At 41.4% G+C, this 14,389-nt stretch carries 16 protein-coding genes and 1 pseudogene; 6 read left to right on the top strand and 11 right to left on the bottom strand.

From position 1 onward, the window contains the following. Nucleotides 1-186 (top strand): annotated as a pseudogene (locus tag AOQ70_RS19865) (protoheme IX farnesyltransferase); the annotation flags it as partial. A gap of 56 nt (nucleotides 187-242) precedes the next feature. Here AOQ70_RS19865 and blaBPU read toward each other — a convergent pair. Together blaBPU and AOQ70_RS02175 are read right to left on the bottom strand one after the other, a co-directional pair. Next, complete coding sequence (gene blaBPU / locus AOQ70_RS02180) at nucleotides 243-1,052, bottom strand: BPU family class D beta-lactamase (protein ID WP_180272429.1); 810 nt, start codon at nucleotides 1,050-1,052, stop codon at nucleotides 243-245. A gap of 104 nt (nucleotides 1,053-1,156) precedes the next feature. After that, the gene (locus AOQ70_RS02175; protein WP_059374703.1) at nucleotides 1,157-2,320 is read right to left on the bottom strand and encodes an acyl-CoA dehydrogenase family protein; all 1,164 of its coding nucleotides are present in this window, start codon (nucleotides 2,318-2,320) and stop codon (nucleotides 1,157-1,159) included. Nucleotides 2,321-2,464: 144 nt separating this feature from the next. Between AOQ70_RS02175 and AOQ70_RS02170 the strand changes: the two genes are divergently transcribed. Genes AOQ70_RS02170 through AOQ70_RS02155 form a run of 4 tightly spaced genes read left to right on the top strand, consistent with a single transcriptional unit; the run spans nucleotide 2,465 to nucleotide 5,508 of the window. Further along, complete coding sequence (locus AOQ70_RS02170) at nucleotides 2,465-3,229, top strand: amino acid ABC transporter ATP-binding protein (RefSeq protein WP_059374701.1); 765 nt, start codon at nucleotides 2,465-2,467, stop codon at nucleotides 3,227-3,229. Then, entirely contained in the window at nucleotides 3,226-4,086 is an 861-nt protein-coding gene (locus AOQ70_RS02165; protein ID WP_039180202.1) for an amino acid ABC transporter substrate-binding protein, read from the top strand. Before AOQ70_RS02170 ends, AOQ70_RS02165 begins: the two co-directional genes overlap by 4 nt. Then, nucleotides 4,083-4,781: an amino acid ABC transporter permease gene (locus AOQ70_RS02160; RefSeq protein ID WP_059374700.1), complete on the top strand. Its 699-nt coding sequence runs from the start codon at nucleotides 4,083-4,085 to the stop codon at nucleotides 4,779-4,781. The genes AOQ70_RS02165 and AOQ70_RS02160 overlap by 4 nt, the downstream gene beginning before the upstream one ends. 13 nt (nucleotides 4,782-4,794) lie before the next feature. After that, nucleotides 4,795-5,508, top strand: coding sequence for an amino acid ABC transporter permease (locus tag AOQ70_RS02155; RefSeq protein ID WP_058839022.1), 714 nt, complete (start codon nucleotides 4,795-4,797; stop codon nucleotides 5,506-5,508). A gap of 35 nt (nucleotides 5,509-5,543) precedes the next feature. On the opposite strand, the gene AOQ70_RS02150 is transcribed toward AOQ70_RS02155, so the two are convergent. The 7 genes from AOQ70_RS02150 to AOQ70_RS02120 form a co-directional block, all read right to left on the bottom strand. After that, nucleotides 5,544-6,374 (bottom strand): manganese catalase family protein, encoded by an 831-nt coding sequence (locus AOQ70_RS02150; RefSeq protein WP_058839021.1) that lies wholly within the window; start codon nucleotides 6,372-6,374, stop codon nucleotides 5,544-5,546. A 126-nt stretch (nucleotides 6,375-6,500) separates the two neighbouring features. Next, on the bottom strand, nucleotides 6,501-7,541 hold the full coding sequence (locus AOQ70_RS02145; RefSeq protein ID WP_017358082.1) for a 2,3-butanediol dehydrogenase: 1,041 nt from the start codon (nucleotides 7,539-7,541) through the stop codon (nucleotides 6,501-6,503). Between the two features lie 70 nt (nucleotides 7,542-7,611). Next, nucleotides 7,612-8,832, bottom strand: coding sequence for an MFS transporter (locus tag AOQ70_RS02140; RefSeq protein ID WP_059374699.1), 1,221 nt, complete (start codon nucleotides 8,830-8,832; stop codon nucleotides 7,612-7,614). A gap of 373 nt (nucleotides 8,833-9,205) precedes the next feature. After that, nucleotides 9,206-9,955, bottom strand: coding sequence for an SDR family NAD(P)-dependent oxidoreductase (locus AOQ70_RS02135; protein WP_059374707.1), 750 nt, complete (start codon nucleotides 9,953-9,955; stop codon nucleotides 9,206-9,208). Nucleotides 9,956-10,000: 45 nt separating this feature from the next. Beyond that, nucleotides 10,001-10,774: a class I SAM-dependent methyltransferase gene (locus tag AOQ70_RS02130; protein ID WP_059374698.1), complete on the bottom strand. Its 774-nt coding sequence runs from the start codon at nucleotides 10,772-10,774 to the stop codon at nucleotides 10,001-10,003. 85 nt (nucleotides 10,775-10,859) lie between these two features. Then, complete coding sequence (gene fdhA, locus AOQ70_RS02125) at nucleotides 10,860-12,074, bottom strand: formaldehyde dehydrogenase, glutathione-independent (protein WP_024423097.1); 1,215 nt, start codon at nucleotides 12,072-12,074, stop codon at nucleotides 10,860-10,862. A 413-nt stretch (nucleotides 12,075-12,487) separates the two neighbouring features. Next, nucleotides 12,488-13,090 carry a class I SAM-dependent methyltransferase gene (locus tag AOQ70_RS02120; protein WP_059374696.1) on the bottom strand — a complete coding sequence of 201 codons (603 nt, stop codon included), beginning with the start codon at nucleotides 13,088-13,090 and terminating at the stop codon, nucleotides 12,488-12,490. A 267-nt stretch (nucleotides 13,091-13,357) separates the two neighbouring features. Between AOQ70_RS02120 and AOQ70_RS20145 the strand changes: the two genes are divergently transcribed. Beyond that, the gene (locus AOQ70_RS20145) at nucleotides 13,358-13,483 is read left to right on the top strand and encodes a YjcZ family sporulation protein (RefSeq protein ID WP_008342643.1); all 126 of its coding nucleotides are present in this window, start codon (nucleotides 13,358-13,360) and stop codon (nucleotides 13,481-13,483) included. 43 nt (nucleotides 13,484-13,526) lie between these two features. On the opposite strand, the gene AOQ70_RS19500 is transcribed toward AOQ70_RS20145, so the two are convergent. Further along, nucleotides 13,527-13,688: a hypothetical protein gene (locus AOQ70_RS19500; RefSeq protein WP_155267112.1), complete on the bottom strand. Its 162-nt coding sequence runs from the start codon at nucleotides 13,686-13,688 to the stop codon at nucleotides 13,527-13,529. 160 nt (nucleotides 13,689-13,848) lie between these two features. Next, entirely contained in the window at nucleotides 13,849-13,983 is a 135-nt protein-coding gene (locus AOQ70_RS19045) for a YrzI family small protein (protein ID WP_064497892.1), read from the bottom strand. Nucleotides 13,984-14,389: the final 406 nt, after the last annotated feature.

Raw genomic sequence — 14,389 nt, 5'->3', positions numbered from 1 at the left:
TTAAGCATAGGGCTTGTGCTTATGTCTTTTTTTCTAGGTTTTATATGGATTTGTTTAAGTATTTTAGGTTACAAGCGAATGAATTCAGAGAAGTGGGCATCATTTATGTTTGTCTATTCACTAATTTATATGACAACTCTTTATTCAACGGTCATTATCTATACTCTTACTCGGCAGATTTTTTGATTTATTCAAACCTTAGTTATGTAGATGACCATAAAAAAGTTCATATAAAAAGCACCCTAAACGGATGCTTCAATCAAATGATATTTTTTCAAAATACGATAGGTAATTTCTTTTGCTTCTAGTCCGGTGCCTTCGATATTTGTGGCGAAGATGTAGGTTTTGTTTTCATGTTTGATGAAGCCTACGTACCAGCCGATGCCTGAGCCGGAGCCTGTTTTTCCGTATAGGGTGGCATGTTTCTCTTCTTCTTGTATCATCATTCGTTTGACCGTTCTCATGACAGATAGGTCAAATGGGAGACTTTCTTCATATAAATGTTTAATGAAATGGACTTGTTCTATTGGAGAAATGCGCAACGAACTGCTTAGCCAAAATTGATCGATTCCGCCAGATATGTCTTCATTGCCATAGTGACTGGCTTTCACCCAATGGCTCATGCGTTCTTCCCCGATGTCACGCGCCATGGCTTGATAGTACCAGACGACTGAATCTCTCATGCCAGAGCCCAGTGTATGATCCTTATTCCAGTTATCAATTTCTCTTTTTACTCCGTCCCAATATTTGATGTCATATTCATCTCTCACCACGCCGGTTTGGAGTCCGATGAGGGCATTTGCCACTTTAAATGTTGATTGTGGGGCAAAGCGCTGATTCGCTCTTTTTTTGTTATACACCCATGGAGATTTTTCTTTTACTTCTTGTATCACAAATGTGCCTTCCCTGTCTTTCAAGAATTCATCTACTGACCATGCTGGTGATGTTCCCTCACTTGATGACGGCTGACCGATACAAAGTGCCATCAGCATAATGGAAGAAACCAACCATTTCATATGCTTTTTCTTCAAAAAAATCGCTCCTTTTCCCATGATTTGTATCGATTGTAGCATGCCTGAGCGATGAGACATAAGGTACGCTTGTCCTCTTTTCTGCCAAATAAAAAAAGCCGGTTTCATCCGGCTTTCTGATCATATTAGCTTTCTTTTTTCTCTTCAATGGCCTGCTTCGCGATTTTTGAAATCGTCATATCATCCATTGGCGGGTTATGGAGCCCAGCACGAATATCTCGATAGTAACGCTGCAGCGGACAGCCAAGACTCAAACTTTTTGCACCGACTAAACGCATGGCTTTATCAACCACCTGCAGACTATGATTGACGACTGTATGCTTCACTGCACCGAATTCATTGATTAACAGCTCTCTTTTCTCAGGCTGCTCATACAATGTTGTCGTTGAATAGATGACGTGGCGTGCTTGCTTTAGTAGTAAATCAATTTCGCCAATCAATGTTTGGACATTTGGCAGGTCACTAATCGTTCCGCTAATACTGTTCGGTGAATGAGTGATGGCATACTGAACTGCATAATCTCTTGCCGCTTGCGCAATCCCTAAATAGCAGGAAGGAATATGTGCGATCCAAGGGTTTAATGTACCGCCTCGAGGTCCTTTTTGCACTTCAACAAGCATGTCATCTGAGACCACAACTTGATCTAAGATTAAATCATGGCTTTCTGTTCCTCTCATGCCGACAACATCCCATGTTTCTTCTATAGAAACACCTTCTGTATCACGGTGAATTAAGAAGAATCCCATCGCTTCTTTTTCTTCAATCCATACGCCGACTAAAAAGTATGTGAGAGCTGGTGACATCGTTGTGAAAATTTTACGTCCATTGATCACCCAGCGATCACCTGATTTAATTGCTGTTGTTCCAGGCTTGCCGCCTCTTGTTGGGCTGCCGGTCTGCGCCTCACTCACAGCGCGGTTGACAAGGGCGCCCTTCTTCACTTCTTCCGCAAAGAATTGCAGCTGTTTCTCATTCCATAGTTTCTTTTCATAAATTTCACCTACAACTCCTTGGTGCCAGCCGATCGATAAGGCAGTTGCTCCGTCCATGCTCCCAAGCGTTTCTTGAAATAGAACCATATCTGTTACAGATTGACCTCCGCCTCCATATTCAGTGGGAAGAGACAGGGTTGTATATCCCATGTTTACTAATGATTCGATATTCTTTTTAGGAAAATAAGCGCCTTCATCATGTTTTTTTGCGTTTTGTTCGATCGTTTCACGAAGAGATTCCAGCTGATTGAGCCATGTTTTTTGAAAATCGGTATCGACAAATAATGCTTTAGACAAAATGTATCCAACTCCTCTGTTTCTCACAATCTATGATATCTCATTTTTCCAATTGGAATGAATAAAACACACTTTACTTATAGGATTTAATGTGTTAAATTTTATCAATATTAAGTACATCTGTCAAAGGAACGTGATGCTTTTATGATCTCAGCTACTAATCTACATAAATCTTATGGGCAGACCCATGTGTTAAAAGGCATTGATTTTTCCGTACAAGAAGGTGAAGTGGTCGCAATTATTGGACCGAGCGGATCAGGAAAAACAACACTTCTCCGCAGTTTAAACAGCCTCGACATTCCAGACAAAGGAAAGCTGACTGTTGGAGAAGCCACGATTCAATTTGAACGATATCATAAAAAAGATCTTTTAAAACTAAGGCAGCAATCTTCCATGGTATTTCAGCATTATCACTTGTTTCAAAATAAACGGGCACTTGAAAATATTACAGAGGGATTGATTGTGTCTCAAAACATGTCTAAGAAAGAAGCAGAAAAGGTTGGAGAGCAATTTTTAACGCGGATTGGACTGCTTCATAAAAAGGATGCATTTCCGAGTGAACTATCTGGCGGGCAGCAGCAGCGGATTGGAATTGCCCGCGCTCTTGCGATGAATCCTGCGGTGCTTCTGTTTGATGAACCAACGTCCGCACTGGACCCAGAGATGGTTGGAGAAATCCTTGAAATGATCAAGGATATTGCAAGCCAAGGGATGACGATGGTCATTGTGACGCATGAAATTTCCTTTGCAAAGGACGTAGCGGATACGGTGATCTTTATGGCAGATGGGGAAATTGTTGAAAAAGGCTCACCAGAAGATGTTCTGATGAAGCCTCAGCATGAACGAACGAAACAATTTTTATCCAGAATTCATCGCGGAATGTGGCAAGGATCTGAGGAAGACATATGAAGCAAAAGACAGCATTCATGACATCTGGTGTCCTTCTGTTTCTCCTCTCTTTGATTGGCTGCAGCAGTGTAAAAACAACAACAGATGATGGGAAACAAATTGTGAAAGTCGCACTGAGTGCAGAGGTCAATCCACCCTTTTTAGCGACAAATGACCGAAACGAACCGATTGGCTATAACATTGATTATTTAAATGAAGTGGAAAAAAGACTTCCGCACATCCATTTTGATTACATCTTTGGCGAGGAAGAATCCAATCTTATTGGTGTTGGCGCTGGGAAGTTTGAAATGGCGGCTAATTGGTTTTTCAGTAACCCTGAACGCGAAAAGCGGTTTCTTTATCCTAAGGTTCCGTACGGCTATTCGATGACAGGTTTAATTGTGAATGAATCAAACCAGGATATTCAATCGCTTGACGATATGACATCTAAAAAGCTGGCTCCTGTAAGTCCTAGCGGCGGATTGCGTTCCATATTAAATCAATATAATGAAGAACATGATCCAGATATTCCGCTGACAACCATTGAGAGCCCTTCAAATGAACTCAACTTAAAGCGCGTTGAAAGCGGAAGGTCCGATGCGGCCTTTATGAATATTTCGACCTTTGATACCATTCAAAAGCATCTGAACCTGAAGGTCAAAGTGGGCGGGATCGTGTCAAAGGAGCCGATCTATCTTGTCTTACAGCCAAGTCAAAAACAGCTTGCAGCAGATTTGGACCGGGTTACACAAGAGATGATTGATGATGGAACATTGCCTAAGCTTGCGAAAAAGTGGTTTGGGGTTGATTTCTTTCAAGATATTGACTACATCTCAGAGCAAGGCTATCAATATGAAGAAAGGAAGGAAGCGTCATGACGTTTACAGCTGGAGATTGGCTGCGGATCTTTTTACAGGTGCTTGAACGCCTGCCACTCACTTTTCTCATTATTGTAGTGTCATTGTTTTTTGCCATCTTGATAGGGCTTTTATTTGCATGCATTCGTATTAAGCAAATCCCAGTGCTGAAGCAATTGGCTGTTGTCTATTTATCTTTTACACGAAGTACGCCATTAATTGTTCAGTTATTCTTAATTTATTTTGGACTGCCTCAGCTTTTACTTGTGGCAGGAATTCAAATCAACCATTGGGATCGTGTGTTATTTGTGATGATGACGTTCTCTTTACATACGGGTGCTTATTTATCTGAAGTTTTTCGCAGTGCGTATTCATCAGTTGGAAAAGATCAACTGGAAGCCGCCTACATTGTTGGGATGACAGATACACAGGCCTTGATCAGGATCATTATCCCGCAGGCCTTTCTCATTGCCCTACCAAACCTCGGAAATTACACCATTGATCTTGTGAAAGACACGGCGATTGCCTTTACGATCGGGCTCATCGATATTATGGGACAGGTGAAGATCATCTTAGGAAATAACTATGGAATCGGCATGTTTGAAGTGTATGTAATCATTGCGATTGTGTACTGGCTCATTTGTATGAGCATTGAACTAGTCACCATGCTGCTTGAAAAGAAATTTGTAAAAGGCCGCACCAGCCTGTCACATTAAGGAGGCGATTTAGATGCAAACCATTGATATTCCATTTGCGATTGACCAAGTACCTCATATTCTAAAAGGCGTTCCTTTCACCTTATTAATTGCACTAGTTTCTATGGCTGTGAGTCTTGTGATCGGATCTGTTTTTGCTTTTATTCGTCTCTTTCGCATCCCTGTACTCAGGCAGCTGGTCACGCTCTACGTCTCCTTTTTTAGAGGTACGCCTCTAATTGTTCAACTGTTTGCTTTCTTTTATGGGCTTCCTTTTGTTCTAACTAGCATGAGCGGCACATTCGGGCTGACCTTTCACCCGGACATGGTCTCCCCATTAGCTGTTGCCCTCATTACCTTCAGCCTGCATTCAGCCGCCCATTTAACAGAGGTGGTCCGAAGTGCACTTCTGGCAGTAGACAAAGGGCAGCTGGAAGCGGCAAAAATTGTAGGCATGACCACAAGGCAGGCGATGCTTCGCATTATTTTGCCGCAGGCATTTGTTGTGGCCTTACCGAACCTAGGCAATCAGCTCGTTCAGCTATTAAAAGCGACATCTCTTTCGTTTACAATTGGGGTACTCGAAATCATGGGTATTTCCCGGATCATTGCAAATGACGGCTATCAGTTTTTAGAAACTTATCTCGTCTCTGCTTTGATCTATTGGCTGTTGAGCATTGTCTTTGAATTAGCTTTTGCATTATTAGAGAAACGTGTCAGCGTGTACGGCAGAACTCTCGGACGTTAAAAAGTCGATCAGGCACAAAAACCTGATCGACTTTTTTATTCACCCTTTTTTGGTGTGTTAAACAGTTCTTTTGGTGCGGGATTGAGCTTTGGTGCTGAGCCGAATACGACAGGTGCAGAAATATATCTGAACTCTCCTTTTCCATCCATGCTGCGGCCATGTGCCCATCTGCCTTCCTTGCTTTCTTCCCCTCTTGAAAAGTTAAACAAATCATAGGATACTTGCTGTTTTTCTAGTGAACGAGGGAAAGTAGTTGGTACGACGACATCCCCTTCCCGCTCTTCTAATTCCTTAATTGCCGCAAGCCACATATTTTGATGATATGTATCACGAGCAATGAGGAAGGAAAGCATATCTTTGACGCCGCGGTCATCTGTCATCTCATAAAGCCTTGTGACCTGAAGTCTCCCCTGTGATTCTGCATTTAAATTGGCTCTGAAATCCGCCATTAAATTTCCGCTTGCAATGATATACTTGGCATTCCACGGATACCCTTGACTATCCGCTGCCATCGCCCCTAAACCGGCAACAATTGCATGCTGCGGATTCATTCCACCCATAACAGCCGCAAGTGCTGGATCGCTTTGATACGCCTGTTCCTGTTCTTTTACCGGTGCTTTATCAAGTAGACGTGCAATCATTGTCGCCAGCATTTCGACATGACCAATTTCCTCTGTCCCAACATCAAATAATAAATCCCTATATTTTTGGTCTGCCCGGCAATTAAAGCCTTGAAATAAATATTGCATCATCACACTGATTTCACCATATTGACCGCCTAATACTTCTTGCAGCTTTTTCGCGTAAAGCGGATCAGGCTTTGAGGGCTTTGCTTCATATTGCAATTCTTTGATGTGATAAAACATGATGTCATCTCCCTTATCATGAAACATCTTTTCAATTATCACTATTCAACCGCAGCTCTCTTTATGAAAATGACCTGATCACATAAAAAAAGAGAATGGCTTATGCCATTCCCTTTGTTATCTTACTTATTCAGCACTGACTAAAATTTTCACTTGATCTTTTTCATTGATTAAAGCATGGAAGCCATCCTCGATCACATCGTCCAGCTTGATTTTTTTCGTGACGAGTGTGTCTGCAGAGAAATAGCCTTTTCTCATTAAGTTTAATACAGATGGGAATACGTCTCTGTAGCCGATAATTCCTTTCACTGTACGTTCTTTAATGACAATATCATTCGGCATAATTTCTGCGCCTTTTTCCCAAATACTTACAATGACGGTTTCACCTGAAATTCTAGTTGATTGGATTGCTTGCTTCAATACAACAGGTACACCTGTCACTTCAAAAGAAACATCGACGCCACCGTTTGTACGGCGTGCGATTTCTTGAACAACATCTTCATATTGAGAAGGATCTACAATGATCGCTCCAAGCTCTTTTGCTTTCTCTTGGCGTTCTTTTGATAATTCAACTGCATAAATATCTGTAGCACCAGCTGCTTTTAATGCTTCAATGACAAGTAAACCAATTGGTCCGCAGCCAAACACAGCCGCTGTATCTCCAGCTTGTACTTTACTAGAACGTACCGCATATAAAGCAACTGCAGAAGGCTCAACAAGCGCGCCTTGCTCATATGAGATTTCGTCTGGTAATAAATGAAGTAATTCTTCATCAACTGATACATATTCAGAGAATCCACCGCCGCCTCCGGCAAGTCCTAAAAAGCCCATGTTTTCATCTAAGTTATAAGCACCTTGATGCCCGTGAGTTGCAAAAATAGGTTCAACAACCACTCGATCGCCTACTTTGTAATTGCTCACGCCTTCTCCTACTTCAACAACTTCCCCAGAGAACTCGTGTCCCAATGTAATTGGTGCTTTTTCTTTTGTAAGTGGATGAGGTTCATTCACAGGAATGAAGATCGGTCCGCCTAAATATTCATGTAAATCACTACCACAAATGCCGCACCATTTTACTTTCAGTTTCACTTTACCTGGAGCAACTGTTGGTTCGTCAATTTCCTCTAGTCGAATGTCCTTTTGATCGTGCCAGCGTAGTGCTTTCATTTGTAAGACTCCTTTTCTCATCAATTTAATTAACTTACTTAAATAATGATAACATAATTTTTTTAATTTTCTAAGTAGGATGCACTATTTTTTTGACAGTCAATGGACGAAAGATGACAAAACATAGCAATAGACAGATAAGAAGCATACATATACACCCAATGATGACAGACATTCTGATCGATAAAACATGAGCGAGCCCGCCGAATATTCCTGTCATAGCTATTGTCAAAATGGCTTCAATGAGAGCATAAAAGCTGGCTATCCTTCCCATCACCTCTACTGGGATATTTGTTTGATAGAACGTCATAAAACCTGTATTTGCAAAAGCTAAAAAGAAGGCTAAAACAAAAAATCCACCAGCTGCTACAAATATTGTGCTGGAAAATGCATAAATAAGATAGCCAAACGCCACAAACAAACTGCCGACTCCAAGCATCAGCGAAACTGACAGCCTTTCGACAATGACCGAATTAAGACTTGCCCCTGCGATGATGCCTGCTCCAGCCACACTAACAAGAAGGCCATATTGTGTATCAGTCAGCATCAATACTTCTTTTGCAAAGGCTGTTTCAAGTGAGTCAATGGCCGTAGGAAGGACCGATATCGCCGCACTAAATAATAAATATACCGCCATGATCTGGCGTGACGTCAGACTAAATCGCAGAACAAGCTTGGCATCCTCTTTTAACATTGAAAGGGAAAACCCCTTTTGGCCAGCATCTGTTTTGAGCAAATTCGGTAAACACATCGTTAACAGAGCAGATATCAAAAGGCAGAACGCATTTACATAAATTGAAAGAACAGGCGTCCCGATGAGAAAAAGTAGACCTGCTGCTGCGGGTCCAAGTAAAAATCCACCGGATTGTAATAAAGAGCGAATGGCATTAAACCGTTTTCGGTTATCGGCCGGGATGAGTCCTGTCATATACACCATCGACGCTGGATGAAACATCGCTTGTGCCATCTGTATGAAAAACACCATGACATACAGGATGAGCAGATGTCCTGAAAATAAGGCAAAAGGGATGCATGCAATGAGCAAAGCACGGGTAATATCTAAACTGATCATCACATTCCGCTGATTCAGCCTGTCAATCAAACTGCCAGACCAGCTATTGGTCAAAAGAGAAGCTGCCGGTCTTAGCAAATAAACTGCTGTTACAGCAAGTACAGAGCCCGTTTCTTGAAAAATAAGCAGATGGAGGGCAATCATATAAATCCATTCTCCTATGTTTGCGATCCCGATGGCTCCAAGCAAAATACTCATATCCCGCCAATGTTTTTTCATCATTGTCCCCCCCTATTTGTCATAAAAAAAATCCCGCCCCCAAGACATTTCTGTCTTGAGGACGGGATTTACTCCGCGTTGCCACCTCAGTTCATTCATCTGTTGCCAGATGAACCTTAGCGGGTGATCATTCACCCTTCTCTGTAACGGGAGAAATTCGCTGCACCACCATCCGAGAGAATCCGGTGCAGAGCTAAGAGGCTTGGTTCCATCATGCTCCCCAGCTCCTTCTCAGCTTCACGGAGTTCTCTGTGTGGGGCAGCTATGATGTACTCTTCTCTATTGGCGCTGTGTCTTTTTTTCATCACGATCTTCAGCTGAATTGTTACATATTGTACTGCCGCTTGATCAAAGCGTCAATGTTTTTTTCATGTTAATCCGCATAAATCATTTTTCTAGTCATGCCACCATCAACAACCAAATCTGTGCCGGTCACAAATTGATTGTCTTCATCTGTTAAATAAAAACAAGCTTTCACAATATCCTTTGGCGTGCCGACTCGATTGGAAAGATGCTGATGATGGTCAATTTCTCGAAGACTTTTCTCATCCTTCGTTTCAATCCACCCAGGGGAAATGCTATTCACCGTAATGTGATCCTGACTAAAAGAAACCGCCAAGGCATGAGTAAGCGCTGAAATCCCGCCTTTTGATGCAGCATATGCTTCTGTATGAGGCTCTGACATGGTCGCACGGGTAGAAGAAATATTCACAATGGAACCGCCGTTTGGATTCTCTTTGATATAACGTGCTGCTTCTCTAGCGCATAAAAAAGTCCCTCTTATGTTTGTATGCAGCACATGATCCCACTCATCGACCGTCAACTCATAAGGCGATGCTGTGAACATGACACCAGCATTGTTGATGAGAATATCAATCGTTTTGCAGCGCTCCGCCGCAAACGACATTAAGCGCTGAATATCCTTCTCCTGTTTCACATCCGTTTTGAAGAAATAAACTTCATAGGACTCTTTTCTCAGCTGCTCCTCCAAACGCTTTCCCTTTTCTTCATCAATATCAGCAAGCACCACACGCGCCCCTTCTTTTGCATAGCCGCAGGCGACCGCTTCACCAATTCCATTGGCTGCGCCTGTGATGATGACGGTTTTTCCTTTAAAATTCAGCATTTGATTTGATTCCTTTCTATGACTGGTTTGAATGATTTACTTTTACCCTTTCCTGAAAAGAGCAATCCAGTCATCTACCTCTATTGATTCTATTTGATCCTCTGTCATTTTTAATCTATAATATTGCTTTATTTTCTCGTTAGCATCTAACAAGTATTTTGTAACGATCTCTTCTTCCTTTAAAGTTTTCGTTGTTCGCTTGACCCATTCCTGAAAAGGATAACGTTTTTTTCGTTCCATTGATCTCACTTCTTTTAATCCCTCTTCTAAAAACAATTTCCCCCATTGTTTTGTCGATAGACAGGAGACATGACTTGAGTCTCTCAATCGTTCCAGCTCATTGATAAATAGTGAAAGCTCTTCATCATTTGGCGAAACATTATCAATAAAGAAAAACAGACCATTTGACTTTAATACACGAGATGCCTCTTTGGCAAACTGTTCAGGGTGCGGGAAATGATGTGCTGCAATTCGGCATGTGACCATATCAAATGTGCCATCTAAAAAAGGAAGGCTTTCTGCATCCGCTACTACATAAAAAATTTGTGGATACGCTTTTAAATGAAGTGATGTATGAGAAAGCATTTCTTTTGTTAAATCCGTCGCAAACACTTGTTTCACATATGGGGCCAGTGTTTTTGCGGTATGCCCGCCACCAGTTGCTATATCGAGAACGACCCAGCTTTCTTCTGGAGCTGTCCATTCAACAATGAGATCTAGGTCTGCTCCTTTTGCATGAGTTTGACTCGTCACATACTTTTCTGCATTTCTCCCAAATTGTTCTATAACTCTTCTTTTGGCTTGATCTGCATTCATCTGATTCCTCCCCTTTGAAATAGATTGGATTTTCCACAATAAAGAGCCGTCCCATTTTATTGAGCGGCTCCTTTCATGTTAAAAATTATCGAGAAAGCATCCCGTGCGGGTCAATGACAAATTTCTTCGCCACACCCGAATCAAAGTCACTATATCCTTTAGGGGCTTGATCAAGGTCAATGACGGTCGCATTGACGGCTTTGGCGATCTGTGCTCTTCCGCTTAAAATGGATTTCATTAGACTGCGATGATATTGCATAACAGGGGTTTGACCTGTCACAAAGGTATGAGCTTTCGCCCAGCCAAGTCCAATTCGCACTTTCAGAGAACCGACTTTTGCATCGGCATCCACTGCTCCTGGATCTTCTGTGACGTAAAGCCCTGGAATTCCAAGCTTGCCGCCAACTTTGGTAATATCCATAATTGTATTTAAAACGGTCGCTGGTGCTTCTCCCTGATCTCCATGACCCGAAGCTTCAAAGCCGACACAATCGACAGCACAATCGACTTCTGGCTCCCCTAAAATATTCGTGATTTGTTCGCCGATTCGATCATGTTTTCGTAAATTGATCGTCTCGCAGCCGAAGCTTCTTGCCTGCTCCAGTCTTTGCTCATTCAGATCTCCAACAATCACAGCAGATGCGCCAAGAAGCTGAGCCGAATGGGCTGCTGCAAGACCTACTGGACCAGCACCTGCAATATATACGGTCGAACCAGGCTTTACTCCTGCCGTATAAGCACCATGAAAACCTGTCGGGAAAATATCGGAAAGCATTGTGAGATCAAGGATTTTTTCCATCGCTTGATCTTTGTCTGGAAATTTGAGCAGCTGAAAATCTGCATATGGAACCATGACATACTCGGATTGACCGCCAACCCATCCGCCCATATCTACATATCCATAAGCAGAGCCTGGACGGTCCGGGTTTACATTTAAGCACACATGGGTCTTTTGTTCCTTACACATGACGCAGCGTCCGCATGCAATATTAAACGGAACGGACACGAGATCTCCTTTTTGAATAAATTCCACATCTCGCCCAACTTCAACGACTTCACCTGTAATTTCATGACCAAGGACAAGTCCTTCAGGTGCAGTCGTACGCCCTCTTACCATGTGTTGATCACTTCCGCAAATATTCGTCGTCACTACTTTTAAAATGACGCCATGCTCACATTTGCGCCCCACATTGGCTTTAGGTACACCCGGGCCATCTTTTAAGACCAAATCAGGGTATCCAATATCCTCAACTGCTACTTTTCCTGCTCCTTTATAAACGACACCTTTGTTTCCCGACATGATTTCATTCCTCCCTTTTGTTTAAAAATGAAGTCTCTACAATTTTCTCTATTTCTTAAGCAATTTCCTTCTTCAAACCGCAAGTTATGTGAAAAAGAAGGGGGTACATGTCTACGTGAGAAAGAAAAATGTGTCTTCCAGTGAAATAAAAAAGAAAATATTGAAAAAAAAGCTAAACTTTTGCAGAATGGTGTCGATATAAGAAATAAGCCAGACAGGTATCCTTAATCGACAAACAAATTCCTTATATATACTATCATTCCTTACACACCTGGCTGGCGCCTACCTTACATACAAAAGGCTCTTCTGATGAAGAGCCTTTATTTATTTTTACATTCGATTGTAGGCAAAGAGGCTCCTCTGACGAAGAGCCTCTTTTTGAGTGCTTGTTCATTACCTGGGAAATATTTTCATCATTTTAAAGCTTTGATACAGATGTATGTATCATAGTGATAAACCGAGACTTCTCTAAAGTGATATGCTGAAAACAGACGGCTGATCTCTTGTTCACTGTACGATGAAAAAGATGTTGACCGTTTTTGTTCCTTTATCAGCTCCTGCTTTTGAAAAGATAAAAATACTTCACCATCCACTTGAAGGACGCGGTATACTTCCTTCATAACTTGCTCAATATCCTTCAAGTAATAGATCGTCTGCACCGTAAATAATTTATTGAATGATCTGTCTTCAAAAGGTAATTGCTCAGCTTTACCAAGCGTAATAACGGCTTTGTCCTGTTCCGCAAGCTTCTTATGTTTTCTTTTTGCATATTTAATCATATGACGAGAGGCATCTACTCCATATACTTTTCCGCGGTCAAGTTTTTCTGCTACCTTTGATAAGGTGATGCCTCTTCCAGTCCCAATTTCTAAAATTTTGTCATTTTCTTGTATATTTAAGAGTTGAAGCGTCCATTCATTGATATTATGATGATTTTTTTCCATATAGCGGGCAACCCATTTTGAGAACAAGCCTTTTGGTTCCCTCATTTGTTTTCCAATCCAACTTTGAATCAATGTTAACACCTGCTTTTCACCAGTAAATATAACTATTTACAAATTTTCTTACTTTTCATATCGGCTCTCATCTAACAAAAATTAAGACCTAGTCCTAATTTATTTGTCCTTTATAAGACGCTCCTTTTCAGAAAATGTTTCGCAGAAAGTGAAAATTTTTTGACCTGAATAGGCGTTTTCATTATTTGTGCTCAGATTGATTTCGTTTTCTGCATGAGCTGCATAATTTATAAATGTATCTTGATAAGATAAAGGTGGTGCTAGATTATGGGCTTTGGCGGTTATTCTGGAGGCTACTGCGGTGGCTACGGTGGCGGTTTTGCAGGCGGATTCGCATTGCTTGTTGTACTGTTCATTTTGTTGATCATCATTGGTGCAAGCTGGATTTGCTAATGTAAAAGGAGCAGGAAACGTCATGGTTTCCTGCTCCTTTTCTTTAATACCAATAAGTCCGGTACTGATACATATAACGTCTGAGCATTTCCTCTTGCTCTCTTTGCATGCGGTATGGATTGCCGTACCCGTGCTTTAAGGAATGCGGAATAGATGCATATCCGTGCCCCACAGACGGAAATCTCATATAGGGTGACATCGACATTTATTGATCACCTCACAATCTCCTTTTACGGTTATCATATGTGCAGGTGATCAATGTGGAGCGTGTCTAAACCTGGTCCTTCTCCCTCGTATAACAATCAAGCATGGCAAGCATCATAAACATGTCAATCTCCTCCTTTTCACTTTTTTCATTTCCTGTTTTAGTTCATATACTTTAGTTGTTTCTGTTTCATTTCTTCATAAAATGTTTCGACTTCTTGTTCGTAAAGAACAGTCTCAATATCCTTGTATTTACGTTTAATCGTCAATGTAATAAAAAATAAATGGATTGTCATATACGCTCACCTCCCTTCAGTTCGCAGCACGCGAAATAGCCCGCAGATCTTCTTTATCAGTTGACCTGCGGGCACACAAAAATACAGCTCAAAAGACATTGTCTTCCAACCTGCAATGGATGATACGTGTGAAATCCTCGTTTACTACTTAAACAGTTATAAAGCGTGCACCGTATAAGGCAAAGGAAGAACACGAACTCTTCCACAGGCTGATGACATGATGAAATTGTTGGTTGAATTGATCACAAGTAGATACGAATAACATATTCTTCAGCCTCCTTTACGTTTTTTTAATTACTTTGTAAGTATATCCAGCAAGCACCATTTTGTAAACCTGTTTTTAGTAATATAGATGATTTTTGTGTTTTTGACTAAATTTCTACAGTTATTCTTGTCCGATTGTCCA

Source organism: Bacillus sp. AM 13(2015), from assembly GCF_001518755.1.
GTDB classification, from domain to species: domain Bacteria; phylum Bacillota; class Bacilli; order Bacillales; family Bacillaceae; genus Bacillus; species Bacillus safensis.
This window is presented reverse-complemented; position numbering and strand designations above follow the sequence as displayed.